The 24,858-nt window shown below is 57.6% G+C and carries 26 protein-coding genes; 24 read left to right on the top strand and 2 right to left on the bottom strand.

Annotated elements, in window-relative coordinates; all coding sequences use genetic code 11:
• Positions 1–93: 93 nt before the first annotated feature.
• The 20 genes from Q8N00_00130 (at position 94) to Q8N00_00035 (ending at position 18,227) form a co-directional block, all read left to right on the top strand.
• The gene (locus Q8N00_00130; GenBank protein MDP2381188.1) at positions 94–1,302 is read left to right on the top strand and encodes a bifunctional 3,4-dihydroxy-2-butanone-4-phosphate synthase/GTP cyclohydrolase II; all 1,209 of its coding nucleotides are present in this window, start codon (positions 94–96) and stop codon (positions 1,300–1,302) included.
• Positions 1,303–1,440: 138 nt separating this feature from the next.
• Positions 1,441–1,980: a 6,7-dimethyl-8-ribityllumazine synthase gene (gene ribH / locus Q8N00_00125; GenBank protein ID MDP2381187.1), complete on the top strand. Its 540-nt coding sequence runs from the start codon at positions 1,441–1,443 to the stop codon at positions 1,978–1,980.
• Positions 1,981–1,982: 2 nt separating this feature from the next.
• Positions 1,983–2,438 carry a transcription antitermination factor NusB gene (gene nusB / locus Q8N00_00120; protein ID MDP2381186.1) on the top strand — a complete coding sequence of 152 codons (456 nt, stop codon included), beginning with the start codon at positions 1,983–1,985 and terminating at the stop codon, positions 2,436–2,438.
• An 89-nt stretch (positions 2,439–2,527) separates the two neighbouring features.
• Positions 2,528–3,856 (top strand): adenylosuccinate lyase, encoded by a 1,329-nt coding sequence (purB, locus tag Q8N00_00115; GenBank protein ID MDP2381185.1) that lies wholly within the window; start codon positions 2,528–2,530, stop codon positions 3,854–3,856.
• Positions 3,853–4,644, top strand: a complete 792-nt coding sequence (locus tag Q8N00_00110) for a chlorite dismutase family protein (protein ID MDP2381184.1) — start codon at positions 3,853–3,855, stop codon at positions 4,642–4,644. Before purB ends, Q8N00_00110 begins: the two co-directional genes overlap by 4 nt.
• 31 nt (positions 4,645–4,675) lie before the next feature.
• The gene (locus Q8N00_00105; GenBank protein ID MDP2381183.1) at positions 4,676–5,380 is read left to right on the top strand and encodes a phosphoribosylaminoimidazolesuccinocarboxamide synthase; all 705 of its coding nucleotides are present in this window, start codon (positions 4,676–4,678) and stop codon (positions 5,378–5,380) included.
• A gap of 163 nt (positions 5,381–5,543) precedes the next feature.
• Positions 5,544–5,768: a hypothetical protein gene (locus Q8N00_00100; protein MDP2381182.1), complete on the top strand. Its 225-nt coding sequence runs from the start codon at positions 5,544–5,546 to the stop codon at positions 5,766–5,768.
• Positions 5,765–6,004 carry a phosphoribosylformylglycinamidine synthase subunit PurS gene (purS, locus tag Q8N00_00095; protein ID MDP2381181.1) on the top strand — a complete coding sequence of 80 codons (240 nt, stop codon included), beginning with the start codon at positions 5,765–5,767 and terminating at the stop codon, positions 6,002–6,004. Before Q8N00_00100 ends, purS begins: the two co-directional genes overlap by 4 nt.
• A 120-nt stretch (positions 6,005–6,124) precedes the next feature.
• Entirely contained in the window at positions 6,125–6,847 is a 723-nt protein-coding gene (gene purQ, locus Q8N00_00090) for a phosphoribosylformylglycinamidine synthase subunit PurQ (GenBank protein MDP2381180.1), read from the top strand.
• A 92-nt stretch (positions 6,848–6,939) separates the two neighbouring features.
• A complete protein-coding gene (gene purL / locus Q8N00_00085; GenBank protein ID MDP2381179.1) occupies positions 6,940–9,171 on the top strand; it encodes a phosphoribosylformylglycinamidine synthase subunit PurL in 2,232 nt (743 codons plus the stop codon).
• Between the two features lie 59 nt (positions 9,172–9,230).
• Complete coding sequence (purF, locus tag Q8N00_00080) at positions 9,231–10,679, top strand: amidophosphoribosyltransferase (GenBank protein MDP2381178.1); 1,449 nt, start codon at positions 9,231–9,233, stop codon at positions 10,677–10,679.
• 372 nt (positions 10,680–11,051) lie between these two features.
• Entirely contained in the window at positions 11,052–12,146 is a 1,095-nt protein-coding gene (locus Q8N00_00075; GenBank protein MDP2381177.1) for a hypothetical protein, read from the top strand.
• Between the two features lie 201 nt (positions 12,147–12,347).
• Positions 12,348–12,881, top strand: a complete 534-nt coding sequence (locus Q8N00_00070) for a TlpA disulfide reductase family protein (protein MDP2381176.1) — start codon at positions 12,348–12,350, stop codon at positions 12,879–12,881.
• A gap of 143 nt (positions 12,882–13,024) precedes the next feature.
• Positions 13,025–13,264 (top strand): hypothetical protein, encoded by a 240-nt coding sequence (locus Q8N00_00065; GenBank protein ID MDP2381175.1) that lies wholly within the window; start codon positions 13,025–13,027, stop codon positions 13,262–13,264.
• A 45-nt stretch (positions 13,265–13,309) separates the two neighbouring features.
• Positions 13,310–13,912, top strand: coding sequence for a hypothetical protein (locus Q8N00_00060; GenBank protein ID MDP2381174.1), 603 nt, complete (start codon positions 13,310–13,312; stop codon positions 13,910–13,912).
• Complete coding sequence (locus tag Q8N00_00055) at positions 13,909–14,733, top strand: tetratricopeptide repeat protein (GenBank protein ID MDP2381173.1); 825 nt, start codon at positions 13,909–13,911, stop codon at positions 14,731–14,733. Before Q8N00_00060 ends, Q8N00_00055 begins: the two co-directional genes overlap by 4 nt.
• Complete coding sequence (locus Q8N00_00050; GenBank protein MDP2381172.1) at positions 14,730–15,167, top strand: hypothetical protein; 438 nt, start codon at positions 14,730–14,732, stop codon at positions 15,165–15,167. Before Q8N00_00055 ends, Q8N00_00050 begins: the two co-directional genes overlap by 4 nt.
• A complete protein-coding gene (locus tag Q8N00_00045) occupies positions 15,137–16,240 on the top strand; it encodes a class I SAM-dependent methyltransferase (GenBank protein MDP2381171.1) in 1,104 nt (367 codons plus the stop codon). Before Q8N00_00050 ends, Q8N00_00045 begins: the two co-directional genes overlap by 31 nt.
• Before the next feature lie 478 nt (positions 16,241–16,718).
• Positions 16,719–17,135: a DUF393 domain-containing protein gene (locus Q8N00_00040; GenBank protein MDP2381170.1), complete on the top strand. Its 417-nt coding sequence runs from the start codon at positions 16,719–16,721 to the stop codon at positions 17,133–17,135.
• Positions 17,136–17,306: 171 nt separating this feature from the next.
• The gene (locus tag Q8N00_00035) at positions 17,307–18,227 is read left to right on the top strand and encodes a hypothetical protein (GenBank protein ID MDP2381169.1); all 921 of its coding nucleotides are present in this window, start codon (positions 17,307–17,309) and stop codon (positions 18,225–18,227) included.
• Between the two features lie 96 nt (positions 18,228–18,323).
• Here the strand turns inward: Q8N00_00035 and Q8N00_00030 are convergent, their stop codons facing one another.
• On the bottom strand, positions 18,324–19,754 hold the full coding sequence (locus Q8N00_00030) for a peptidase MA family metallohydrolase (GenBank protein ID MDP2381168.1): 1,431 nt from the start codon (positions 19,752–19,754) through the stop codon (positions 18,324–18,326).
• Between the two features lie 136 nt (positions 19,755–19,890).
• Here Q8N00_00030 and recG point away from each other — a divergent pair, with 136 nt between their 5' ends.
• From recG to Q8N00_00010, 4 genes are all read left to right on the top strand, one after another.
• Positions 19,891–22,443, top strand: a complete 2,553-nt coding sequence (gene recG / locus Q8N00_00025; protein ID MDP2381167.1) for an ATP-dependent DNA helicase RecG — start codon at positions 19,891–19,893, stop codon at positions 22,441–22,443.
• 99 nt (positions 22,444–22,542) lie between these two features.
• A complete protein-coding gene (locus tag Q8N00_00020; protein MDP2381166.1) occupies positions 22,543–22,866 on the top strand; it encodes a hypothetical protein in 324 nt (107 codons plus the stop codon).
• The gene (locus tag Q8N00_00015) at positions 22,863–23,816 is read left to right on the top strand and encodes a Ppx/GppA phosphatase family protein (protein ID MDP2381165.1); all 954 of its coding nucleotides are present in this window, start codon (positions 22,863–22,865) and stop codon (positions 23,814–23,816) included. The genes Q8N00_00020 and Q8N00_00015 overlap by 4 nt, the downstream gene beginning before the upstream one ends.
• A 274-nt stretch (positions 23,817–24,090) precedes the next feature.
• On the top strand, positions 24,091–24,468 hold the full coding sequence (locus Q8N00_00010; protein MDP2381164.1) for a hypothetical protein: 378 nt from the start codon (positions 24,091–24,093) through the stop codon (positions 24,466–24,468).
• A gap of 255 nt (positions 24,469–24,723) precedes the next feature.
• On the opposite strand, the gene Q8N00_00005 is transcribed toward Q8N00_00010, so the two are convergent.
• Positions 24,724–24,858 (bottom strand): IS3 family transposase (locus Q8N00_00005; protein MDP2381163.1); only part of this gene is annotated, 135 nt, incomplete at its 5' end.

Genomic DNA, 24,858 nt, shown 5'->3' with positions numbered 1-24,858 from the left:
AGGGGCAAAAAAACCATGTCAAATGTGCAATGTGAAATGATAAATTGATCCTCCCGTACAACGTGCCCCCATTGAATAGCGACCAGCAACATTATGTCCACTCCATTTCATAGTATCGAAGACGCGATTAAAGACATTAAGCGGGGCAAGTTCATCATCCTCGTCGATGACGAAGATCGAGAGAACGAAGGCGATCTCGTGATTGCCGCTGAGCATGTCACGCCCCAGGCCGTCAATTTCATGGCCAAACATGCCCGTGGGTTGATCTGCCTCGCGCTGACTCCCCAGCGAGTCGAAGAACTGCAGTTGCCGCAGCAGGCGGCTGAGAACACTGCCACGTTCGGGACGGCGTTTACCGTGTCCATCGATGCGCGAAAAGATATTACGACGGGGATTTCTGCGGCAGATCGGGCGACGACGATTCATGTTGCCATCGATCCGAAGGCGAAGCCGAGCGATCTGGCGAGGCCCGGTCATATTTTCCCGTTGAAGGCGCAGCAAGGCGGTGTGCTACGGCGCGCGGGGCAGACCGAAGGCTCCGTCGATTTGGCGCGGTTGGCCGGGCTGAGTCCTGCCGGTGTGATCTGCGAAATCATGAACGAGGACGGCACCATGGCGCGGGTGCCGGAGCTGACGAAGTTTGCCAAGGCGCACAAGCTGAAGATGGTCACGATCAAGGCGCTCATCGAATACCGTATGCAGCGCGAGACCTTTGTGCGGCGCATGGCCAGTGCGCGGATGCCGACGACGTTCGGCGATTTCGAGGCGGTGGCCTTCGAAAACGAAGTGGACGGCATCACGCATATTGCCCTGGTGAAAGGGCGCGTCGATAGCGGGGAGCCGACATTGGTCCGGGTGCATTCCGGTTGTTTAACGGCCGATGCGTTGGGTTCCATTCGATGCGACTGTCGAGACCAGCTCCACAAGGCGATGGACGTGATCCAAAAGGAAGGGCGCGGGGTCCTGCTCTATCTCAATCAAGAGGGTCGCGGTATCGGCCTGCTCAATAAGATCAGAGCCTACGGGTTGCAAGATCAGGGGTGCGATACGGTTGAGGCGAATCTTCAGTTGGGGTTTAAGGCTGACCTGCGCGATTACGGTGTGGGGGCACAGATCCTCGTCAACCTCGGGCTGCATCAGATCCGGCTCATCACGAACAATCCTCGCAAGATCGTGGGTATCGAAGGGTATGGATTGAAAGTGGTTGAGCGGGTGTCGATCGAAATCCAACCGGGTGCGCAGAATGTGAAGTATCTGCGGACAAAGAAAAATAAGATGGGGCACATTCTCAAAAAGGTGTGACGGGGGACGGCCAGCCCGCCCTTCTTTGCTCGCGGAGCCCCCACGATAAAACGGTGGTCGCTCGACGCGCGCAGTTGAAGGGCAAGCTGGCCGTCCCCTAATTTGTGACGAATGTGCTGAAGGAGAAGAAACGAAGAGATGAAGCTGCGTAAAGGTTCACAGGATGCGACGGGGTTGCGATTCGGAATTGTCGTCGCGAAGTTCAATAAGTTCGTCACGAGTAAGTTGCTGAGCTCCTGCGTGGAGGGGCTGACCTCGCATGGGGTGAAGGCCGACGACATCGAGGTGGTGCGGGTGCCGGGGGCCTTCGAGATTCCCTTGGTGGCGAGGGCCATGGCGCGGACGAAGCAGTTCAATGCGGTGATTTGTCTCGGGGCGGTCATTCGCGGCGACACGCCGCATTTCGACTACATCAGTGCGGAGGTGAGCCGCGGGATCGGGCAGGCGGCGCTGGATGCTGACGTGCCGATGATCTTCGGCGTCCTGACGACGCACACGATCGCGCAGGCGATTGAGCGGGCTGAGCCGGCGAAGTTTAACCGTGGGGGCGAAGCGGCCAAGTCTGCGATAGAGATGGCGACGGTGATGCGTCTGTTACGGGTGGACGAGGAGGCTCCGGTGAGCGCGAAGCGTACAACGTCAGCCAAAAAGCGAGCACCGCGGAAGCCCAAGGCCTAGCCATGGGAACACGCCATCAAGCGAGGGAGCGCGCGCTCCAGATTTTGTTTCAATACGATATTCATGGCAAGTCCGGTTTGTGGCTGGATGTGTTTTGGAAAGAGAACGAGGCTTCGGGTGAGGCGAGGGCCTTTGCGGAACGGCTCGTGGCCGGGGTCTTGGCGCAGAAGCCTGAGCTGGACGCCCTCATCACGAAATACGCGACCAATTGGAAGATCAGTCGCATGCCGATCGTGGACCGCAATATCCTGCGTGCCGGCGTCTATGAACTCATGTGGATGGATGATGTGCCGGCCAGGGTGACGATGAATGAAGCCGTCGAGTTGGCGAAAAGCTTCGGCGATGACGAAGCGTCGAAATTCGTGAACGGCGTGCTCGACCAGGTCTTGAACAAAGAATTGACGTTGGCCACCAAGCGAGCCGAAGCGGCCGGCGAGAGGCCTGGGGCAAGAGGCTAGAGGGAGTAATTCATGTATTCTTTTCCGTTCGATCCGTCATCGCCTCTTGCCGATAGCCCCTTGCCGCGAGCCTGCACCGTGAGGTGGAGATGATCGAGCGATATACCCGTCCCAAGATGAAGGCCATCTGGGAGTTGAAGCGGAAGTACGAGATTTGGCTCGAGGTCGAGCTGGCGGCCTGTGCGGCGTTCGAACGGGCCGGACAGGTTCCGCGTGGCACGTCGGCGCGGATTGCGAAGAAAGCCACGATCGATGTGAAACGGATCGAACGAATCGAGAAGGTGACGAAACACGATGTGATCGCCTTCCTCGAATCGCTTGTGGATTCGGTCGGTCCCGAGCATCGGTTCCTCCATATGGGGCTGACCTCCTCGGATATCGTGGACACCTCTTTGGCCGTACAGATGACCGAGGCGCTCGATCTCATCCTTGAGGACCTCGACGAGTTGATCTCCGTGCTGAAGAAGCAGGCGCTGAAGTACAAGAACACCGTGATGGTCGGTCGTTCGCATGGCATCCATGGGGAACCGATCTCGTTCGGCTTCAAGCTGGCCATTTGGTACGAAGAAGCCCGCCGGCATCGGGAGCGGTTGATACACGTGAGGCAGGACATCGCCGTGGGGAAGCTTTCCGGTGCAATGGGCACCTTCGCGCATCAAGGGCCTGACGTGGAAGAGTATGTCTGCGCCAAGCTGGGGCTCACGCCGGACCCTGTCTCCAATCAAGTCGTGCAGCGCGATCGCCATGCGGCCTATGCCTCGGCCCTGGCCCTGTTGGCGGCCAGCATCGAAAAGTTTGCGACGGAGATTCGTCATCTGCAACGGACCGAGGTGCTCGAGGCGGAAGAGTATTTTTCGGCAGGGCAGAAGGGGTCCTCGGCGATGCCGCATAAGCGGAACCCGATCGCGTCGGAGAATCTCTGTGGCTTGGCGCGCGTCGTGCGGGGCAATAGTCTCGCGGCAATGGAGAACGTCGCCCTCTGGCATGAGCGCGATATCAGCCATTCGTCCGTCGAGCGGGTGATTATGCCGGACAGCACGATTCTGATCGATTACATGTTGGCGCGGATGACCGATGTGATCAAGAACCTGGTGGTCTACCCCGAGAACATGCAGCGCAACCTCGATCTCACCGGGGGGCTGGTCTACTCGCAACGATTGCTGTTGTTGCTCATCGACAAGGGCGCGCAGCGGAAGGAATCGTATGAAGCGGTCCAGCGCAATGCCATGGCTTCCTGGAAAGGGGCTGGGGGATTACAGGGGTTAGTCGGCAAGGACCCTTTCGTGTCGACACATCTCACGGCAAAAGAGATTCAGTCCTGTTTTGATCCGAAGTACTATCTGCGCCATCTCGACCAGATTTTCCGGCGCGTATTCGGCCCGGTCACGCGTAAACGAACGAAGAGGGGGAAGCGATGAAGCCTTCTAGGATCGTGCGGTTTGCTTTGCTGGCATTAGTCGGGCTCATGACGGTATCGACCTCCCAGGCCGCCGATCGTGACAAACTTCTGAGCGAGCCTGGTGTCTACGGTACCATTGCCGCATTCACGCTGGATGAGGACTGGGCTAAAGAAGACCAAGCGACGCGTATCGCGCATCTGACCGTCTTGCGGGGTGTGGTCGAACAGCATCGCGAGAAGATTGCGATCGATCTCTATCTGACGCGCGGCCTGTCGGATCATGCCGACATCATGTTCCGCATACATGCCGTTGAGCTGCGAGAGACGCAAAAGTTTCTGCTCGATCTTCAGAGCAGCCTCTTCGGTAAGCATCTGAAGACGGCCGGCATCATGCATGGCTTGACCAAGAAAGCGAATTATGTGCCGGGGTTTCCGGACCAGTTGAAGGCCGACCTCAAGGCCGCCAGCGAGGCAGGCCCCAAGCCCTATGCGATCGTCATCCCGATCAGGAAGAGCGCCGACTGGTGGGCCCTCGATCAGGACAAGCGGATGGCGATGATGAAGGAACATACGGAAGCCACGCTGCCCTACCTCAAGACCGTCAAGCGGAAGCTCTATCACTCCAGCGGACTCGATGATTTGGACTTCATTACGTATTTTGAAACCTCCAACCTGGAGGATTTTCACAGTCTGATTCTTGCGTTGGAGAAGGTGAAAGAGTTTCAGTACACCAGACGGTTCGGGCATCCGACGTTGATCGGGACGGCGATGTCTTTGCCGGAAATCATGGAAGCATTAGCACAATAGTCTGCGTGACCGCGGGGATGAAGGGCAGATCATGACCATAGGCAGCATGCTCTACGAAGGCAAGGCGAAGAAGGTGTTCGCCACGGACAAACCGGATCAGGTCGTTCAGTATTTCAAGGACGATGCGACCGCGTTCAATGCGCAGAAGCGCGGGACCATCGTCGAAAAAGGCGTCGTCAACAATAAGATATCCGAGCGGCTCTTCCGTCTGCTGGAGCAGGCCGGCGTGCCAACGCATTTTATCGAGCGGTTGAGCGATCGGGAACTGCTGACGAAGAAGGTGACGATCGTGCCGGTCGAAGTGGTGGTCCGCAACGTCGTGGCCGGCAGTTTGGCAAAGCGGCTGGGATTGAAAGAGGGTGATCCGATCGAGCCGGCCATCGTGGAGTGGTATTACAAGAACGATGCGCTGGGTGATCCGCTCATTGCCGATGAACACATTCGATTGATGAAGCTGGCGACACCGGAGCAGATGGCGGAGATCAAGCGGCTCGCATTAAAAGTAAACAGTGTGTTGCAGCCGTTCTTCCGCGAGCGCCAGATGATCCTCGTCGATTTCAAATTAGAGTTCGGGTTGCACAACGGCCAGCTGATCCTGGCCGATGAGATTTCTCCGGACACCTGCAGATTTTGGGATCAGACGACGAAGGAGTCGATGGACAAGGATCGGTTCCGGAAGGATTTGGGGAAGATTGAAGAGGCGTATCAAGAAGTGTTGAAGCGAGTCTGTGGGTGAGGGGATCACGGGGACGGTGAGGCCGTCCTCTTTGCTCGCGCAACGCGCGGCCTCAGAAGGCCCTCGTTGGACGCGCGCAGTCGAGGACAACCTCACCATCCCCTCTAGAGTTGCCACATCCTTCCTTTAGAGGAGGGAAGGAAGAAGTGAAGAGGGGAGCGCTGTGAAGGGTTTTCTGCGGTTGTTCATGAATTACGGGTTGGTGGCCTCCATCGTGGTGTGGGCGGCGGTGGTGGGCATGATGGCCTATCGCTTGAACGAGTCACCCTGGCGCTGGGCGTTTGTGGCGCTTGTGTTTGGTGGGTTCGGGACGATCGCAGGGATTTTCTGGATCAGGAGATATGTGGACAGGCAAACGAGAGTGTCCGAGCAGGGGAGCAAAGAGTGAAAGCTAAAATTCACATCACGCTGAAGCAGGGAATCTTGGATCCGCAGGGGAAGGCGATCGAGCATGCGCTTGGTACGCTGGGGTTCAAGAATGCGGGCAATGTGCGAGTCGGGAAATACATGGAAGTGGATGTGAATGAAACGGATAAGGCGAAGGCCGATGCCGCGGTGAAAGCCATGTGCGAAAAATTACTGGCGAATACGATTGTTGAAGAATACAGATACGAACTGCAGTGAAGAGTGATCTGTGATGGGTGAGGAGTTTATGAAACGAGCGTCGGAGCGGAATGGGCCTGGTGTTCCTTGTCGACGCTTACCCATCACGCATCACCCATCACGCATCACGAGGGTGTTGTCATGAAAATTGGTGTGGTGGTGTTCCCTGGCAGTAATTGCGATCACGACTGCGAGCATATCTTTAAGGATGTGCTGGGCCAGGCGGTGGAGATGATCTGGCACAAGGAGACTTCGCTGGCGGGGTTGGATGCGATTGTCCTGCCGGGCGGGTTTTCCTATGGCGACTATTTGCGGACCGGCGCCATTGCCCGGTTTTCGCCGGTGATGGGGCTGGTGAAGGATTTTGCGAAGGGCGGCGGGATGGTGCTCGGTATCTGCAACGGGTTCCAGATTCTGCTCGAAGCCGGGTTGCTGCCTGGGGCGATGCTCCGCAATAAGTCGCTGCATTTCATCTGCAAGGATGTGTCTGTGAAGGTTGAGAATGCGGCCACGGCATTCACCGGCGCCTGCCAGCCAGGCCAAGTGCTCAAGATTCCGATCGCCCATGCAGACGGAAACTATTACACCGATCCGGTCACGCTCGCAGCGATGCAGGCAAATGCGCAGATCGTGCTTCGGTATTGCACTCCGGAGGGCAAGTCGACGCCGGACGCGAATCCGAACGGGTCGCTGGATAATATTGCCGGGATCATCAATGCCGCGGGGAATGTGTTGGGCATGATGCCGCATCCGGAACGTTGCGCGGAATCGATATTGGGCAATGACGACGGGAAACTGATATTCCTCTCGATGCTGGAGTCGCTGAAGAAAGACAAGAAGCCATTGAAGATGGTGGCTGGCTAGGCTCTGTCTATTCTATATAGACGAGTAGATTCTGACGGTGAATCAGTAACCTGAGAGTATGAAGCCAAATTATGGGACCTGTGAGCCAGCCAATGACCAAAGACCTCATCGCGCAACATAACCTGACGGACGACGAGTATCAGAAGATCGTCGGGATTTTGGGGCGGGAGCCGAACATTACCGAGCTTGGCATGTTCTCGGTGATGTGGTCGGAGCATTGTTCCTATAAGAGTTCGCGCGTGCATTTGCGGAAGCTGCCGACGACAGGACCGCGTGTGGTCCAGGGGCCCGGTGAAAATGCGGGCGCCGTGGATATCGGCGACGGGCTCTGCGCCGTGTTCAAGATGGAGTCGCACAACCATCCTTCGTTCATCGAGCCCTATCAGGGTGCGGCGACGGGGGTGGGGGGAATTCTGCGCGATATTTTCACGATGGGCGCGCGACCGATTGCCTTGCTCGATGCCCTGCGGTTCGGGGGGTTGGACAACGCGAAGAACCGGCATCTGGTCAAGGGAGTCGTGGCCGGCATTGCCGGTTATGGCAACTGTATGGGCGTACCGACGGTCGGAGGCGAAATCGTCTTCAACGATATCTACTCGCAGAATCCGCTCGTGAACGTGTTTTGTCTCGGCATCGCACACAAGGACAAGATCTTCCTGGGAACAGCGGCAGGCATTGGTAATCCGGTGATCTATTTCGGCTCGAAGACGGGCCGCGACGGGATTCACGGGGCGACGATGGCGTCCGATTCCTTCGACGATCAATCAGAGAAAAAACGGCCGACGGTGCAGGTGGGCGATCCCTTTACCGAGAAGCTGTTGCTGGAGGCCTGTCTCGAATTGATGGCGGGGGATCTGTTGGTGGGGATTCAGGACATGGGAGCAGCCGGATTGACCAGTTCATCCTGCGAAATGGCCTCCCGTGCCGGCAATGGAATGGATCTGGACCTGACCGATGTGCCGCGGCGTGAGCCGGGCATGACGCCCTATGAATTGATGTTGTCGGAATCCCAAGAGCGCATGCTCATGGTAGCGCAAGCGGGCAAAGAAGACGAATGTATCAGGATCTGCAAGAAGTGGGATTTGGATGTGGCGGTGGTGGGGCGGGTCACGGGTGATGGCATCCTCCGCGTAAGGGATCAGGGCAAGGTCGTGGCGGAGATTCCTGCGAAGTCGTTGGCCGATGACGGGCCGCGTTACGAGCGCCCCTATTCGCCGCCGGCCTATCAGGACATGCTGACGAACCTGAACTACGATGCGCTGCCTGATGTGAAGGATGCAAATGAAGCGCTGTTGTCGTTGCTGGAGTCGCCGACGATTGCGAGCAAACGCTGGGTCTATGAACAGTACGACCACATGGTGCAGACGAACACGATGATTCGTCCTGGCTCAGACGCTGCGGTGGTCAGGATCAAGGGGACGAATAAAGCGCTTGCCATGACGGTGGACTGCAATAGCCGGTATTGCCTGTTGCATCCGTACGAAGGCGCTCGCCTTGCGGTGGCCGAGGCGGCGAGAAACCTGGTCTGTTCCGGCGCGGAGCCGATCGGGCTGACGGACTGTTTGAATTTCGGGAACCCGGAACGGCCGGACATCATGTGGCAGTTTGTGTTGGCCATCGAGGGGCTGAAGGATGCCTGCGAACATTTCAACGTACCCATCGTCAGCGGCAATGTGAGTTTCTACAATGAGACGAACGGTCTCTCGATCTATCCCACGCCGATGTTGGGAATGGTGGGTCTGATCGAGTCGGTCGAGCAGACGATGACCCAGTGGTTCAAGCAGGATGGGGATGCGATTATTCTCCTCGGTAAGACGAAGGAGGACCTGGGCGGCAGTGAGTATCTGAAAGTCCTCCATCATCGGGAGCAGGGGTCGCCGCCGTTCCTCAGCCTGGAGACGGAACAGTCGCTTCATGACTTCCTGTTGAAGGTGATCCGTGAAGGAATCGTGCAATCTGCGCATGATTGCTCGGATGGCGGGCTGTCGGTCGCATTGGCTGAATGTTGTATCTCGGCTCCGGGCGCCAGGCGAGGGGCTGTGGTAAGATTGACCCTTGATGCCTTGCGGCTAGATGCGTTGCTGTTCGGTGAGAGCCAATCACGAGTGGTGCTTTCCGTGAAGCCGGAGTTGGCCGATCAGGTTCTGAAGCTCGCAGGGGATGCGGCGGTTCCGGCAATGAAGATCGGAACGGTGGGTGGCGATCATTTCGTCGTCGAGGTCGAGAAGGGCCAGTGGAGCGAAGGATGCCGGATCGATCTCCCCGTCGATCAGCTGTACGAGCGCTGGGCCTTTTCAATTGAACGTACGCTGAACCAGGCGTGAAATCTAGAAACATGAATATGCCGCACAGTAAGAAAGAGCTTCCTGTCCTGTCACCAGCCATGTCTGGTGATGCACATTTGAATGTGATTTCTCCCGATAAGTTCCACGATGAATGTGCCGTCTTCGGCATCTATGGCCACAAGGAAGCGGCGAACCTCACCTATCTTGGGTTGTATGCGCTGCAGCATCGCGGGCAGGAAGCCTCGGGCATCGTTTCGGGCGACGGTGAGCAGTTCCATGTGCATAAGGGCAAGGGACTCGTCGCGGATATCTATAATCCGAAGGCGTTGGATCAATTAACCGGATCGCGGGCGATCGGTCATAATCGCTATTCGACCGCCGGCGGAAACGATCTCAAAAACGTGCAGCCGCTCTCGGTGAATTTTGCGCTCGGGAATCTCGCGCTCGCCCATAACGGGAACCTCATCAATGCGCAGGTGTTGCGGCACGAGCTCGAAGCCTACGGGGCCATTTTCCAATCCACCTCGGACAGCGAAGTCATCATCCACCTGGTTGCCCATTCGCGGGCCGATACCTTGCTGGCCCGTATCATCGATGCCTTGAGCCAGGTGCGCGGAGCCTTCTCGGTTGTCCTGCAGACGGACGACGCGGTGATTGCGGTGCGCGACCCCCATGGGTTCCGTCCACTCTGTCTCGGTCGGCTGGGTGATACCTATCTCGTGGCATCGGAGACCTGTGCGTTCGATCTGCTCGGCGCTGAACTCGTCCGTGAGATCGAGCCAGGAGAACTCGTCGTATTGGACGACAAGGGTGTCACCAGTTATCAGCCCTTTCCGCCGGTCAATCCCGCCATGTGTGTCTTCGAATATGTGTACTTTGCCAGGCCGGACAGTAAGATTTTCGGCGCCAATGCAGTCTATGCGACACGCAAGGCCTTGGGCAGACAGCTGGCGAAGGAATCGGCAGTCCCGGCGGATATCGTCGTGCCCGTGCCGGACTCCGGGGTGCCTGCCGCGCTGGGGTATGCCGAGGGAGCGGGGATTCAGTTTGAGCTCGGACTGATCCGGAACCACTATGTCGGGCGTACGTTCATTGAGCCGGAACAATCGATCCGCCACTTCGGCGTGAAGGTGAAGCTGAACGCCGTGCCGGAGGTCTTAGAGGGGAAACGGGTTGTCGTGGTCGATGATTCGCTCGTGCGGGGCACGACGAGCCGTAAGATCGTGAAGATGCTGCGCAATGCCGGGGCCAAAGAAGTGCACATGCGCATCAGTTCGCCGCCGATCGTCTCCCCCTGTTTCTATGGCATCGATACACCTACCAGGAAGGAATTGATCGCCTCCAGCCATTCCACTGAAGAGATTCGCAAATACATCACGGCCGACAGTCTCGCTTATTTGAGTCTCGACGGGATGCTGAACGCCGCCCCCGGTACACCGGGGCAATATTGCAATGCCTGCTTTACCGAGCGGTACCCCATTCCTCTGACCCGCGCTGAGGAATGGCAGTTGGGCCTCTTCGACCCTTCCCTCTCGCAGGATACGTAAACCGTCCTGCTCAAAAGCCATCCGCTCGTTCGCCGAATCATTTTATGTTGGCGGTTCATACTGCGCGAATTGCTGGACGGCCTTGTTGAGGCTGCTGCCAGACCTCTGATTATCGAAATCAACGAGCTCCAGATCCTGCTTCACGATCCTGACAGGCACGCCGTACCGGCGTAGTGCCCATAGTCCTCACGCCCTCTCCTCTTACATTCACCGTTCTTTCTTGTGCAGGTCTTCATCTCTCTCGCTACCAAAGTAGGGTCCGTTCCCAACTTTTAGGGATCTAGGAAGCGAGAGGGGATTGCATTACCGTGAGTGACTGTCCGCTCAGGCTCCTGCGAGCCAAGGGGGCCATGGTTATGGAGTGACAGCGGTATGGATGTCACCCAGGGCGATGAGGCAGTACGAGCGCGGGTATTCGCCAGAGACGATAAGGAAGGCGCCACGATGATCATGACGTCGACGCTGCAGGAATTGCTGTTCTCGTTCCATGGAGTCGCGGTTCGGTATCTGGCCTCTTCCCCGACATTGATCAGCCCTGTTGTCCTCTTCCGTCAGCACTATCGATGTGAGGACGTTGCGCACGACCCGCTCACGATTCAGTTCGAAGAGGTGGGACGTCGTGGAGATGCGCCGATCCAGCTCTCGCCCTTGGCACGACAACTGTTCACAGGGACCAAGCCCGCGCTCGGTGACGCATTGCGAGCGCTCTGGCACTGCACGATCACACAAGACGGCGGGCGCCTCGTGGTTGATCTTCATGAACAGGGCGCGCTGGTGATCGATGGCGACCGGGGGACGGCACGGGGATATTTCGTTCATCCGGAGGCGATGCATGCCGACCTATGCGCGAGCTTTTTTCATTATGCCTTGGCGGAGCTGTTGAAGCGACGGCGCGCACAGATGTTGTATGCCTCGGCGTTGGAGTATCAGGGCCGTGGGGTCCTCATTGCCGGCCATCGGGGGTGCGGTCGAACGACCGCGATGCTTGCACTGCTTCGCGCCGGCTACCGCTATCTGTCTGATGATCATCCGTTGCTGCGGGATGATGGCGCGAACGTAGAACTGCTGTCCTTTCCGATGACGATCGAGGTGACGGACCGCACGATCGGGTTCTTCCCTGAACTCCAACAGGTCGAGCCGGGCTTGGTGCGCCAGGGTGCTTATAAGAAGCGCTTTGAGGCCGTGGATTTGTATCCGGCATCGGTCGGTACGTCCGGCGCACCGGCCATGCTGCTGTTCCCTCAGGTGGCGGATATGCCCTACAGTTGTCTTGAACCGCTGTCCAAGGGCCAGGCACTCGACGCCATTCTGCAGCAAGCTGCATTCCTGTCCGATCGTGACATTGCGCGACAGGATTCCCACCCCTTGTCGAAATTAGTGCAGCAGGCCGATTGTTATCGTCTACACTTTGGGCAGGACGTGCTCGATCTGCCTCGACTGATTACTCCTTTGATCGGACGGACCTGATCTGTCCGTTCCGCATCCTTCCCCAGGAGCCTTTGTTTCGATCCGCCACGTCGACGCTGCCCGGCCTCCATTGCCCCTGAAAAATTCTGCATGGTAGGATACGCATAGAAAGTGCTGGGTCCTGAGTCCTGAGCGAGCAAACCATTCAGTCTCAGCACTCACAGTTCAGCACTCAGCACTTCTCAAGAAATGGAGGTTTCCATGACACGAACATTGTGGGTATTGGGCGCGCTGTTGTCCCCGATCCTTGCGGCTCATCTGGTCCTTGCTGCGGGATCGTTTAAACTCGGCGAGAAGGCGCCGTCGTTTACGTTGACCGCCATTACGGGCGAGACCGTGGGACTGGATAGCTATAAGGGAAAGGTTGTGGTCCTCGGGCTATTTCATATCTGTGACCCCTGCATGATGCAGGGCACGACGCTGCAGAAAGTGTCCGAGCTCATGAAGGGCAAAGAGGTTGCGGTGCTGGGAGTCAATTCGTCCGGCGACTCCAAGAAGAGTGTCGGTGAGTTTCTGTCCGCCTTCCCCGTGAAAGTCACCTATCCCTATCTGCTCGATCCGAGCAAGGTGACGGATAAATTGTACGGCGGTGGGAAGTTTATTCCCAACGTCTACGTGATCGATCAACAGGGCGTCATCCGGTGGCAGCGTGTCGGCAATATGGATCTGGCCGGAGATGCGGTGATTGCGGCGGAAGTCGAAAAGTTGTTGGCCGACGGAAACAATAAGATGTAAGACGCATTGCGGCTGAGGAATCCCGCTGCTCGCGGAGCGCGCACGACAAAACGGTGCTCGTCCGACGCACGCAGACGATGATTTCCCAACCCCAATGCGAGTCAATGCCGACTTCCGTGAGGGAGAGGAAGAGGGAAAAGACGATGGATGAGATGGAAGTGGGCAAACAGAAGTTTTTGGAGCTGGTGAAGGGGGCCGATGCCGCCGTGCAGGTTGTGATTCCTGTGACGCCTTCAAACAGTATGTTTCTGATCTCCCTCACGAAGGGGCCGAATCGGAAATTTATTACGATTTCTGAAGACGACATTATCGATCTACCGAACGAAGCCAGCATCCTGACGAAAGTCACGAAAGTCGTGAACGATGCCGTCGCCGCATTGTAAGTTTGTCCGTGCCATTAACGATCAGTCATCGATTGTCATCCTATTATGAAAAACATTCTTCCCGGTATCTGGCAATGGTCCTGGTTCTCTGAAGAGAAGCAGATCGATTTCAACGGGCTCTTCTTGACCGTCGGGGAACATAAGATTCTCGTCGACCCTCCTCCAATGACGGGGGATGCGAGTGCGGTTATCCTGCGTAACGGTCCCGTCGATTACATCATCGTCACCAATCGCGATCACGTGCGCGAAGCGGTGAAGTATCAGGATGAGTTTCGCTGTCAGCTGCACGTGCCGGAGGTGGATGCGCCGCTGATGGATCTCAAGCCGTCGAAGACGTTCAAAGATGGGGAATTGCTCATCGGGGGGATCTGGGTGATCCAGCTCAAAGACCAAAAGTCTCCCGGTGAGTCGGCCCTGTTTATTCAACAGCGGAAAGGTGTGCTCATTGTCGGCGATGCCCTGATCGGAAAACCGGCCGGCTCTGTCAGTATGCTCCCAGCTGAAAAGTACGCCGACATGACGAAGGCTCAAGAGGGACTCCGTCGCCTTCTCAAGTACAACTTCGATAGTCTGCTCGTCGGCGACGGGACGTCGATTCTTACCGACGCCAAGCCGGCGGTCGAACGGTTGCTCCAGCCCGTATCATGATGCTACGGAACGGACTTTCCGAAGAACTCAATCGCCAGGGCAACGAGCATTTCTCGCGCGGTCTCTATACCGATGCCTATACCTGTTATGCCAAGGCCTTAGAATGCGACCGGCTGACCGGCGACCAGCGGGCGTTAGCCTCCACGTTGGGAAATCTCGGGAATATTTGTGCGGTCAGCGGGCGTCGTGAGTCGGCGCAGACCTACTACCAAGAGGTGCTGGAGCTGCAGAAGATTCTGGGGGATGAGAAGGGGATCGGGACGACGCTGGGCAACTTGGGAAATCTGAGGGCCGATGCGGGCGAATGGGATCGTGCCAAGGCCTATTACCTCGAAGCGTTGGATCTCATGAGTAAGGTCCACGATGAGGCGGGCAAAGCGGTGTTATTTTCGGATCTTGGCTTGGTCGCCCGCGAGACCAAAGAGTTCGACCAGGCAATCGGATACTACGAGCAGTCGCTGGTCATGATGCGGCGGTTAGCGAATCAGGGTGGCGTGGCCGATGCCTGGCGCATGATCGGGCGAACATTTTTGATGCAGCAACGGTACGACGATGCCATTGCCTGCTGCCAGACCAGCCAGTCCATTGCCGAGCGTTCGCGCGATGAGTTGCGGACCGGCGGGGCCCGGTATCTGTTGGCACAATGTTACGAAGAAACCGGCAAGTTGCGAGAGGCGGCAGATCTTCTTGAACTGGTGGTGCGGATGGATCGCAAGTACCAGCTGCCGAAACTCGAAGAGAATATTCAACGGTTGGCGGCCCTGCGTGCCAGCCTTGCCGGGCAGGACGGTTCATCACCCCATCGAAAGGCGCGCGCATGAGTACTGGAGCCCCTACAGCCTGGGAGACATTTAAGGCCTCGCTGGCCCCTGTATTTCCGCGGTTAATTGAGTTGGAACCGGGCGGTCCGATGGCGATGGAACTGGGTCACGATGGATGGCTGCTGGAGCTGACGCCGGACGGAAAGCTGCTCTGCCAGTATGGGATGGCGTTGGACGATGTGATGACACTTCTTTCCGATGGGACGCCGGAGGATCTCGGTACCGACGAGATCGCCAAGCAGGCGAAGTACTACATCCAGCCGGCGGTCGCAAAGTACCGTGCGATTCTGTTGCAATCGGGGTTCTCCGAACGGACGGAGATGAACGACAACTACGTGGCGGCCTGCTTTGAACGAAATGTGGACATGGCCAATCCTCTGGCCGCGCAGGACTTGATGCGTTGGTGTGTGAAGACGATCGGCGTGGAGCGGTGAGTCGGCAGATCGCGACATTCGATGACTTGCGCGATGCCATTACAGCGTACCGGTTGCCGCGAGTCCTGATCGCCGCCCTTGAGCTGAATCTCTGTACGGCTGTCGGGACCAAGACCTGGACGATTCCTACCCTGGCTTACGAGATGAAGGTCAGTGAGCGGGGGTTGGCGATCCTCTGCCGGAATCTCGCGATGGCCGGTCTGTTGAAGAAGAAAGGCGAAACCTACCGGAACAGCCGATTAGGTGCCACGGCGTTGAACGCAGCGCATCCCGCCTATCGAGGAGACTATCTCCGGCTCATGACGAGCCATTGGGCCGATTGGGGCCGTCTGTTGGAATCGGTACAGAGTGGACTGCCGCTCGATCACGATGAGCCGGATGAGCCGGACTTTCGTCGCCGGTTCACGTGGGCCATGCATCACCGGACCTTGGAGACGGCTCCACAGATTGCCGCTCAACTCAACCTGCGTGGGGCGCAGACGCTGCTCGATCTTGGCGGCGGTCCCGGCACCTATGCCATGGCCTTCCTTGCAAAGAACCCGCAACTTCGTGCGACGGTCTGCGACCGTCCCGCAGCCCTCGACGTGGCGAAGGAGATTGCCGCGACTCACAAGGCCGGCGCCAGACTTTCCTACCTCCCCTTGGACCTGCTGACGGACCGCATCCCCGGCACCTACGATGTCATCTGGTATTCGAACGTCCTCCACATCTATTCACCGCAAGACAACCAGGCCGTATTTCAGCGGGCGTTGGCCACCTTAAACCCTGGAGGCCGCTTGCTGATTCAGGATGCCTTTCTCCACGATCGGGAAGGTCTGCATCCCGAGGAGGCGAGTCTCTTCGCGGTCTCGATGTTGCTGTTTACCGAGCGAGGGAACACCTATACGGCAGCCGAGACGAAGGCCTGGTTGATGGATGCGGGATTTACGCGGATCAAGACTGTGCGGATGAAGAAGGGGACGGAGGACTGGGAGGATGGGATCCTGGAAGCTCGGTCTCCTGGAATGCCTGTAAAAAGGCGCGTCCGCCGAACACAATCAGCGACAAGTTTGCGCCGCCGCTCATCACGCTGAAGAACAGCAGGGTGCCAATTTCGGCCTGTCCTCCCAGGATGCTCGTGACTGTCGCAAGATCCAAGGCCAATCCCACCGTTCCATAGATGACGCAGGCCATGGCGGTCCAGGTCCATCCAATCCAGACGAGTCCCGCGAGGGTGAGAGGACAGACGACCAGGTAGAGCATCCATGCGATTCGGCCAGCCGGAGTCGCAGCGGGTGTGAGCTGGGTGGTCTGGGCTCCAATGAGGCAGAGCACCGCGAGTAGACCGATGATCGTCCAGGTATGGCGCATAAAGAGATGATACCTGTGGTCTACTCCGTACAGCAACAGGACTCCGTCATTCTGGCGAGAGGTAAGGGGCCAGAGGCTAGGGGCGAAGCCGTTACGTCGAAAGCATGACGCCTCCGGCTCGCCACTAGCCTCGCGCCACTTGCTGGGGCGATTGGCATGATTTCACGCTGAACCGCTGATGAGCGACCGTGGGGATAGACGATGGCAGATCCATCTGATAACGCGCCGCAAGTCTGTCTGCTGATCTACGACGGCGAATGCCGCCTCTGTGTCACTGCCAAGAAGGGGCTCGAACGGCTGGAGACGCAGGTGGATGCTACTCCGATCAGGATGGTTCCGTATCAGAGCGAAGAGGCTAAGCAGGCATTGGGTGTCGGCTATCGGCCTGGGCGCCCAGACGTCGCTTTTCTGATTCGTTCTGATGGGGAGATTGCCAGTGGGCTCGATGCCTTTCTGGCCCTCCTGTCGGGCCTCAAGGGAGGCCGCCTATTGTCAGGTCTCTTCAGTATTCCGTTGGTCAAGCCCATCGGCTATCTGTTGTATTGGTGTGTGGCCCGATGCCGGTACGCGGTCTTTGGTAAGGTACCTCTGGCCAAGGGCACAGGTAAACCTCGTTAATCGGCTAAAGAACCCCCGTATCACCGGCATATTCCTCCTCGCATGTTCCCCCTATCCAACGCGGTGAGCCTGTCCGTCTCCCCCCTTTCGGAGGGGGTTCCTCCCACAGTGGGGAATTTACCCCGAAGGCCGTCAATGCGAGACTCCAGCACAAGCAAGGGGGACCAGCACATGACGATGATGCAGTGGCTATCTCAGACGATACAGGAAATGAGCGAATGGTTCAGGCCGATCCGGCGTGAGTTAGCCCCGGTCTATCAGGAGCGGCAGACCGGTGGGCGGAGGAGGAAGGCCTTGTACGTCGCATTGGTCGTCGGGGCCAGTTTCAGTTCCGGCGTTCCACTCACTTCCTGGTCCGCAGAGCTGCCGTCTCTCGTTCCTGCGAAAGTGAGAAAAATCGTGGCGGCTGGGGTTGGCTATGAGAATGCCGAGGCCTCCTCGATTACCGTCAAAACGTACGATGCTGAGACTGGTACGGTATTGACCGAGGACACGTACGAACTGAACGTGCGAGAGGATGCCACGTCAGCGGCCGGTCAACCGCGTGAGCGGATTTTTGCGGGAGGAGTCGGCCCGGGTGTAGACGGTCTATCAACCTTCTCGCTTCGTGTCTATGACGCGGCCACGGGGAAGTTTCTCTGGGAAGGTCTCCTCAATCTCAACGTCAGCAATCACGAGTCGGATTTCACGCACCGGGTCGTGGCCCATCTTGCGCCGCAGGCGCTGGTGACTCAGATCCGAAGCCGTGGCGCGATCGATGGGCAACCCCAGTTTTTCCTTCGTGCGGTCGATTCAGCAAGCGGACAATTGGTATGGACCGATCATTTTTCAGCGGGTTCGGGAGCGCTCGCTCGCGCAGAACGTATCGGCAGGGCGGTCGTCGGTCAGACAGAAGGGTTCTCGGTTCCTGCTCAACAGATCGAGTTTCGCATCAGGATGTTCGATGATGGAAGCCGGAAGCTGTTGTGGGAAGATACGATCGAGCCGGGCGAGGAGGAGACTGAAGTCGCAGTGAGGCAGGATGATGCTGCCGAGACTCTGCCTGCCTGGCATAGTGCAGTGCCCAAGGACGTGATCGAGGAAGCGATTTAGAGAGGAAGGAGAGGGTGTAACCTACCGGGAGCCACATTCTGAAGCGACAATAATTTTTTCTTCATCGCGCATCGCGCACCGTACAGCGTTTTTCTGCTAGCTCTTTTTCACCTGCACCTGTAACTGATCAAGCCACCGAGACTGGAATTGCTCATACGACAGCGATAACTGCGATTGCATCGCGGCAGAGAGCGCCTGCCCGGCTTTGAGATGTGAGAGCAGGCCATGTACTTGGTGCATGCCGAAGCGATCGATGAGATAACGGACGGCCGAGTTGGCTTCCAGGTACGCGAGGGCGACGGTTTCAGCGGGTAATGCTCCCCATGCCCCTTCTAGGGAAGGCAGAGGAAGCAACTCATGGTCCTGCTTCATCATCCGGTCGAGATCCGACCAGCGATCCTCGGACAAATCCATCGCTAACCCCTCATTGAGCCAGGTCGGGAAGGCGCTGCTGGCTGGGCCTTGTTGGTCGTGCAGCAGCGCATGGACGAACTCGTGCCGCAGCACCCGCTTGAGCCAGGCACGGTCTACCAAGGCGTTCTGCGTAGGAATTTGGATGCGCCCGAGCACAGGGTCGAAGAGTCCATCGGCCCAGGCCGGACTGCCGGTTTCCGATTGGAATGTGCCGTGAGCATGCAGGACGACGACGATGGGCTTTGACGGGAAATGTCCGAATCGTTGTCCGATCTCTCGATAGGCCTCTTCCAGGATTTCCAGCACGGCGACCCAGGTTGCCTGATCGGCTTCCCCGTCGAATTTGACGGTAAAGTGGGTGCTGTCCCGGCTGGTGAGCCGCGCATCGCTCTTTTCGGTTCGGCGGACTTTGGCCGTGACGGTTTTCAGATAGGATTGGACGGCGGGATCTTTGCCTGCGCGGGCGGTAGCCTGGTCGAGGTGGCGGGCGGCCTCACCGAGTCGGTCCCGTTCCTGAAAGAGTTCGGCTAAGGCCAGATGAGGGAAGGCCTCGTTCGGAGCCAGGGCCACCAGCTTTTCCAGAAAGCTCTGCGTCATGGCCGGATCGCGCAGCTCCCAGAAGGCATGGGCGAGGTTGAGATGCACGGTCGGGTTTTTATCGTCCAACGTCGAGGCCCTTCTGAATGCATAGACCGAGGCGGAGGTCCCGCCGGCCTTTTCAAGTTGAATGCCGAGATTGTTCCAGAGCACGGCCACGTAGGGGCGGGTCTTCTCTCCTGATAAGACAGCCGGAGGCAGCTCGGCGAGTTTGGTTTCCGCAGACTTGATGTTTCCTCTTTCGATTTCGTCGCGAATCGTTTCTAAGAGTTCATGATGTGTCGTGTCCGGGACCACCGAGGGATCGATCAGACGGGTCTGTTTTTGTTCCGGTTCGGCGGGACCTGTGTAGTGCGGTTCTGGCGGCGCCTCCGTGGTCCGTTCCACGACAGTCTCAGGCTGGCTGGGTGGCGGCGTCATGAGGTAGGTCGGTTTGAACCAGGCTTGATAGACGATGAACAGTCCCAGAAGGCAGGCGATGGGATACAAAATGTGACCGATATTACGACGGTACATGAAGACCTCTGTGGATGACCTCCAATGTAGCACCCTAGTGAAGGGAGGCAAAGAAATGTCGCCAAATTGCGCGGGAGACAGGGGGCAGGCTGAACGACCTGTGGGTTGTTCTGCTCGTTGAGGCGGGGATGAGGCTGTGTTACGATCCGCCATTGTGATACGGCGCTCTTCCGAGCCCACAACCCCTGAACAGTTTCAGCAATGGCTGGACCGAGTCGCGCGTCCGATCGAGTTCGCGTCTCGCGATGCCTTTGCACATCTCCCCACCGTCAAGAACCTGAATCATTTTGTCTCTTCACAGGTCATGCAGGCCCTCTCCGATCACGTCTATCCTCGTGCGACGGAAGCCTCGTTGCTTCAGCTCCGGGGGTTGTTTCAAGATGACCAGGAGCGGTTCCCGGCGGAGGAGCAGCAGCGCCGGTTGCAGGAAGCCATGGTCCTCCTCGGGACGTTGCGCAAGGCAGCCTGCGATCCAACCAGAGCATGGGGCGAACCGGATCCCATTGCGATGCGTGAGCCTGCGATGAATGACATTCCCTCCCGACCATGGTGGGAACAGCCTATCCGTTTTGTGAAGGGCGTCGGCCCGAAGCGCACCGCATTGCTGCAACGATTCAGGATCGACACGATTGAGGATGCCTTCTGGACATTACCGTGGCGGTATGAAGATCGCTCGGTCATGACCCCGATCGGACAACTGGTGCCAGGGGCGGAGGCCTCGATCTGCGGCACGATCATCCGAAGCGAGGCGAAGAAGGCCCGCAGTCGCCGCCTCTCCATCCTCGATATTGTGGTGGAGGATGCCACCGGGCGTCTCCAGGCGGTGTTCTTCAATCAGCCGTTTCTCGAACCGGTCTTTACCGTTGGGACGAGTATCATGCTGACTGGGCGGGTGATAGCCGGGGCGCAGGGGTTTGTGGCGATGAAAATGGAGGTCGCGCAATACGAAGTGGTGGGCGCGGAATCCGAAGCGCCGCTGCATATGGGGCGAATCGTTCCCGTCTACCACGAAACCAAGGGCTGGACCTCCCGGCAGATGCGGGTCCTCATGAAAAGTCTGTTGGATGCCCATATCGCCGAGGCGCAAGAGGTGCTGCCGATCTCGCTGCGTGCCCGCTACCGATTGCCGCCCATTCAGCAAGCCATCCAGGATGTGCATTTCCCTCAGCCAGGGACAGATGGGGGACAGCTCGATCGAGGTCTCACGCCGGCGCATCGACGTCTCGCGTTTGAAGAACTGTTTGTGCTCCAACTCGCCTTGGCCTCGCGGAAACAAGTTATGAAGGAAGAGGTCAAGCAGGTTTCATTCAATTCGAAAACTCCGCTCCTCGGGAAGCTGGATCGGGCGCTGCCCTTTCAGTTGACTGCGGCGCAAGAGCGGGTGAATCGCGAGATCCTGTCTGACATGACGTCGAGCAAACCGATGAACCGCCTGGTGCAGGGGGATGTCGGGTCCGGCAAAACCATCGTGGCGGTGCAGGCGATGGTGCTGGCTTGCGGGTCTGGCTATCAGGCGGCCTTGATGGCCCCGACGGAAATTCTCGCCGAACAACATTATCGAACGATGAAGGGATTCCTGGAACCCCTCGGACTCTCTGTGGTGCTCGTAAGCGGGGGTGGCCGTGCGGCGGCGCGTAAAGTCGTGCGTGAACAGGTGGCCTCCGGAACCGCGCAGGTCGTGATCGGGACCCATGCGGTCATTCAGCAAGGCGTCACGTTCGCGAAGCTGGGATTGGTCGTCGTGGATGAACAACATCGATTCGGTGTGCTCCAACGGAAGACGCTCATGGAAAAGGGCTATAAGCCCGATGTGCTGGTGCTGACCGCGACGCCGATACCACGTACGCTGGCCATGACGGTCTATGGAGACCTCGATGTCTCGGTGATCGACCAGATGCCGCCAGGGCGAAAGCCGGTGCGGACGTTCCTGTTGAGCGACAGCCAACGAGGAAGGGCCTATCAGATTCTGCGCGACGAATTACGAAGCGGCCGTCAGGCCTATGTCGTGTATCCGCTCGTCGAAGAATCGGAAAAGACCGACCTGCAGGCGGCCATGCAAGGGGCTGCGCAGTTACAAGCGAATGAGTTCGCCGGGTTTCGCGTCGGGTTGTTGCATGGTCGAATGAAGTCGGACGAGAAGGAACGGGTCATGGCCTCGTATAAGAAGGGGGAGATCCAGGTCCTGGTCGCGACGACGGTGGTGGAGGTCGGAGTCGATGTGCCCAATGCCACGGTGATGATGATCGAACATGCCGAGCGGTTCGGGCTGGCACAGTTGCACCAATTGCGCGGACGAGTCGGACGAAGCGCACATCAATCTTATTGTCTGTTGATGGCTTCGGGCGGGGTGCTCTTTCGATCCAAGAAGCCCAAGGAAGCAGGCGAACCGCCGTCAGTGGCCAAGGAGCGGTTGGACGCGCTCGTGCGATCGACCGATGGATTTGTGATCGCCGAAGAAGATCTCCGTATTCGTGGGCCAGGTGAGTTCTTTGGACTTAGGCAATGGGGCATGCCGGAGTTTCGCGCCGCGAACCTGGTGCGGGATGTCGAGCTGCTCCAGCAGGCGCGGCAGGAAGCGTTTGCCCTGTTAAAGCAGGACCCACAGCTTAAGGCTGTGACGCATCGTGCCTTGCGAGAGACCATGCTGCGGCGATGGGAAGCGAAGTTGGATTTGGGATCGGTGAGTTAACCTTTAAGGCGAGAGGCGCGGGGCTAGTGGCGAGGGGGATAGAAGCGATTCCCCTCCAGCCTATTGCCCTTTGCCCCTCGCCCCTAGCCTGGAGTTGTTATGGGCTTACTGCAGCGATTGAAGCATGATTTGAAGGCGGGGGTCGCGACGTTGCGTCTGGGCACGGCGCAGGTGGCGAACCGCGCGTTGGAAGAAACGGAGTTACTGCGTATCCGGCTCGAAATACGCAAGCTCGATCAGAAATTAGCAGAACTCCATCGGGATGTCGGTGAGCGAGCGGTGAATCTGCGCGAAGGAGGCGAACCGGTTGAACGGGTCCTGTACGACGCGGAAATCGGCCGGCTCGTCAAAGAGATTCAAGAGCTGAAAGAGGAGCGGGCGAAACTCGAATCGGAGATGACAGAGGTTCGGATCGACCTATGACGGATTCGCCACACACGATGCGTCTTGCCGGTGTGGACATCGGCACACTTACTTGTCGTCTGCTGATTGCAGATCTCCCTCCAGGCGGGCGTCTGCTAGAAGTCCGATCGGAGCGACGAATTCTGCGGCTGGGCGAGGGCGTCGATCAGACCAAACGACTGAGCCTGTCAGCGATGGATCGGGTAGTCCAGTGCTTGAGGGAATGGCGGGAGCTGATCGACGCAGCTCATGTCGATGCCACAGCGGTCGTGGCGACGAGCGCCGTCCGTGATGCAGCTAATCGTGACGAGTTTCTTGATAGGGTAAAGCGCGAGACAGGCTTTGAGGTCGAGCTGATTTCAGGTGACGAGGAAGCCAGACGGACGCTGCTGGGTATCAGCTCAGGCTTGCCCCCTGGTGTGACCGATGTGCTGGCCCTCGACATCGGCGGCGGTAGCACCGAGTTTATCCTGGATCGGCCAGGCCAGAATCCGGTCGTGCGTTCGATCGATATCGGCGTCGTCCGTCTCTGTGAGAGGCTCTTACGTCATGATCCGCCGACCGAGGAGGAGCTGCGCCAGGCGCGCGAGTGGGTCGCAAGCGAAACGAAAGCAGCAGTCATCGGCATGGATGGCTATCGAACGGCCACCTTCGTCGGCACGGCTGGAACGATCACCAGCTTAGCCGCCATGGCTCAGAAACTTCCCACCTACGAACCAGCCAGAATCCATAACTACAGACTGCAGCTCGACACCATTCAAGAACTCGAACAGACGCTCTTGAGCCGCAAGAAATCAGACCGTATCGGTCTACCAGGCCTAGAAAAAGGCCGAGAAGAAGTCATCGCCGCTGGAGCCATCATCATCCGAACGATCATGGAGACGCTAGGGATGTCGGAGGTGCTCGTTAGTGATCTAGGGTTGCGAGAAGGAATGCTGATCGATCTGGCGAAGCGAATCACAGAGCTGTGAAGTCCCGGCTTGGGCTCAGGCAATGTGTGAGCCGAAAATTGGCCCTCAGTCGTGGCTGCTCAGTGGAGTTGGCGATTTATGTTAGGGTGCATGGGATGACGGCTAACACGCTGGCTGGCGCTCCTGGTAATCCCGCCGAAAGCAATGTTGATTAGCATCTCGCACAATCGTCTGTCCTCCCCATGGCCTGGGATTAGCGGGTAGTTTCTGCTGGTTTTGCCGAAATGATTCGGACGTCGAATTATAGCGAAGTGCTCAATTAGGAGCGATGGTTATGGATTTTAATGGCGAGCCAAAGAATAGGAAGGTTTCGATTCATAATAAGTACAAGAGGCGGCTGAGAAATCTGTCGCATGCAATAGATCAATATCTTCAGATGGCAGAGATCAAGTTAGATAAATCGCAGTCTGGGAGTATACACAATCGTGCGGAGATCGAGAAAATAGTAGACAAGACAAAGGAGTTGGCTGCAATGCTCCCAAGTAAGAGTGAACTTATTAGCTGTCCCCCGGTTCGAGATGATTTCTTTGAAGTCCTAGAACGGACCGCTGGAGACACAGAGAAGATTATTGCCGAAGCAAATGAATTCTTTAAGGGACTTACGGAAGAAGATTGGGCAGAAATGAGAAACTCATTCAAGGAGCGCACCTAACAACGGGTTCCATGCGACGTCGGCGCTAACGCGCCGCTGCGCCTGAACCGGGCCGTTAGAGCTTTGGGTGGTGTATGTTAGGAAAAATTAAATCGGCGGTTGCGAAATGGTGGGAGGGGGATGTGACAGTTTATGCCTCGCCAATTATTGGCATTCACACCGAGAGGCATTGGACAGCTCAAACCGTTTCCTGGTGTATCAACTTTCTCAAGAAAGAATGGAAATGGGTTTTGGGTTTCTTGATTGCTCTGGGTTCTACCCCATTTCCACGGACGGTTGAGTTAAGAGTTGCTCCCCCTGTTGCTGTTGATCGAGTCTCCGCCGCTGCCGGGGATTGTGCCAGCGCTCGATGTAATCAAAGATATCCGCTCTCGCCTCGGCTCTCGTTTG

The sequence above is a fragment of the Nitrospirota bacterium genome, from assembly GCA_030684575.1.
Classification (GTDB): Bacteria; Nitrospirota; Nitrospiria; order Nitrospirales; family Nitrospiraceae; genus Palsa-1315.
This window is presented reverse-complemented; position numbering and strand designations above follow the sequence as displayed.

Coding starts and splice junctions, on each gene's coding strand:
- Q8N00_00130 (MDP2381188.1), top strand. CDS start 94: ATGTCCACTCCATTTCATAGTATCGAAGACGCGATTAAAGACATTAAG.
- ribH (MDP2381187.1), top strand. CDS start 1,441: ATGAAGCTGCGTAAAGGTTCACAGGATGCGACGGGGTTGCGATTCGGA.
- nusB (MDP2381186.1), top strand. CDS start 1,983: ATGGGAACACGCCATCAAGCGAGGGAGCGCGCGCTCCAGATTTTGTTT.
- purB (MDP2381185.1), top strand. CDS start 2,528: ATGATCGAGCGATATACCCGTCCCAAGATGAAGGCCATCTGGGAGTTG.
- Q8N00_00110 (MDP2381184.1), top strand. CDS start 3,853: ATGAAGCCTTCTAGGATCGTGCGGTTTGCTTTGCTGGCATTAGTCGGG.
- Q8N00_00105 (MDP2381183.1), top strand. CDS start 4,676: ATGACCATAGGCAGCATGCTCTACGAAGGCAAGGCGAAGAAGGTGTTC.
- purQ (MDP2381180.1), top strand. CDS start 6,125: ATGAAAATTGGTGTGGTGGTGTTCCCTGGCAGTAATTGCGATCACGAC.
- purL (MDP2381179.1), top strand. CDS start 6,940: ATGACCAAAGACCTCATCGCGCAACATAACCTGACGGACGACGAGTAT.
- purF (MDP2381178.1), top strand. CDS start 9,231: ATGTCTGGTGATGCACATTTGAATGTGATTTCTCCCGATAAGTTCCAC.
- Q8N00_00075 (MDP2381177.1), top strand. CDS start 11,052: ATGGATGTCACCCAGGGCGATGAGGCAGTACGAGCGCGGGTATTCGCC.
- Q8N00_00070 (MDP2381176.1), top strand. CDS start 12,348: ATGACACGAACATTGTGGGTATTGGGCGCGCTGTTGTCCCCGATCCTT.
- Q8N00_00065 (MDP2381175.1), top strand. CDS start 13,025: ATGGATGAGATGGAAGTGGGCAAACAGAAGTTTTTGGAGCTGGTGAAG.
- Q8N00_00060 (MDP2381174.1), top strand. CDS start 13,310: ATGAAAAACATTCTTCCCGGTATCTGGCAATGGTCCTGGTTCTCTGAA.
- Q8N00_00055 (MDP2381173.1), top strand. CDS start 13,909: ATGATGCTACGGAACGGACTTTCCGAAGAACTCAATCGCCAGGGCAAC.
- Q8N00_00050 (MDP2381172.1), top strand. CDS start 14,730: ATGAGTACTGGAGCCCCTACAGCCTGGGAGACATTTAAGGCCTCGCTG.
- Q8N00_00040 (MDP2381170.1), top strand. CDS start 16,719: ATGGCAGATCCATCTGATAACGCGCCGCAAGTCTGTCTGCTGATCTAC.
- Q8N00_00035 (MDP2381169.1), top strand. CDS start 17,307: ATGACGATGATGCAGTGGCTATCTCAGACGATACAGGAAATGAGCGAA.
- Q8N00_00030 (MDP2381168.1), bottom strand. CDS start 19,754: ATGTACCGTCGTAATATCGGTCACATTTTGTATCCCATCGCCTGCCTT.
- Q8N00_00020 (MDP2381166.1), top strand. CDS start 22,543: ATGGGCTTACTGCAGCGATTGAAGCATGATTTGAAGGCGGGGGTCGCG.
- Q8N00_00015 (MDP2381165.1), top strand. CDS start 22,863: ATGACGGATTCGCCACACACGATGCGTCTTGCCGGTGTGGACATCGGC.
- Q8N00_00010 (MDP2381164.1), top strand. CDS start 24,091: ATGGATTTTAATGGCGAGCCAAAGAATAGGAAGGTTTCGATTCATAAT.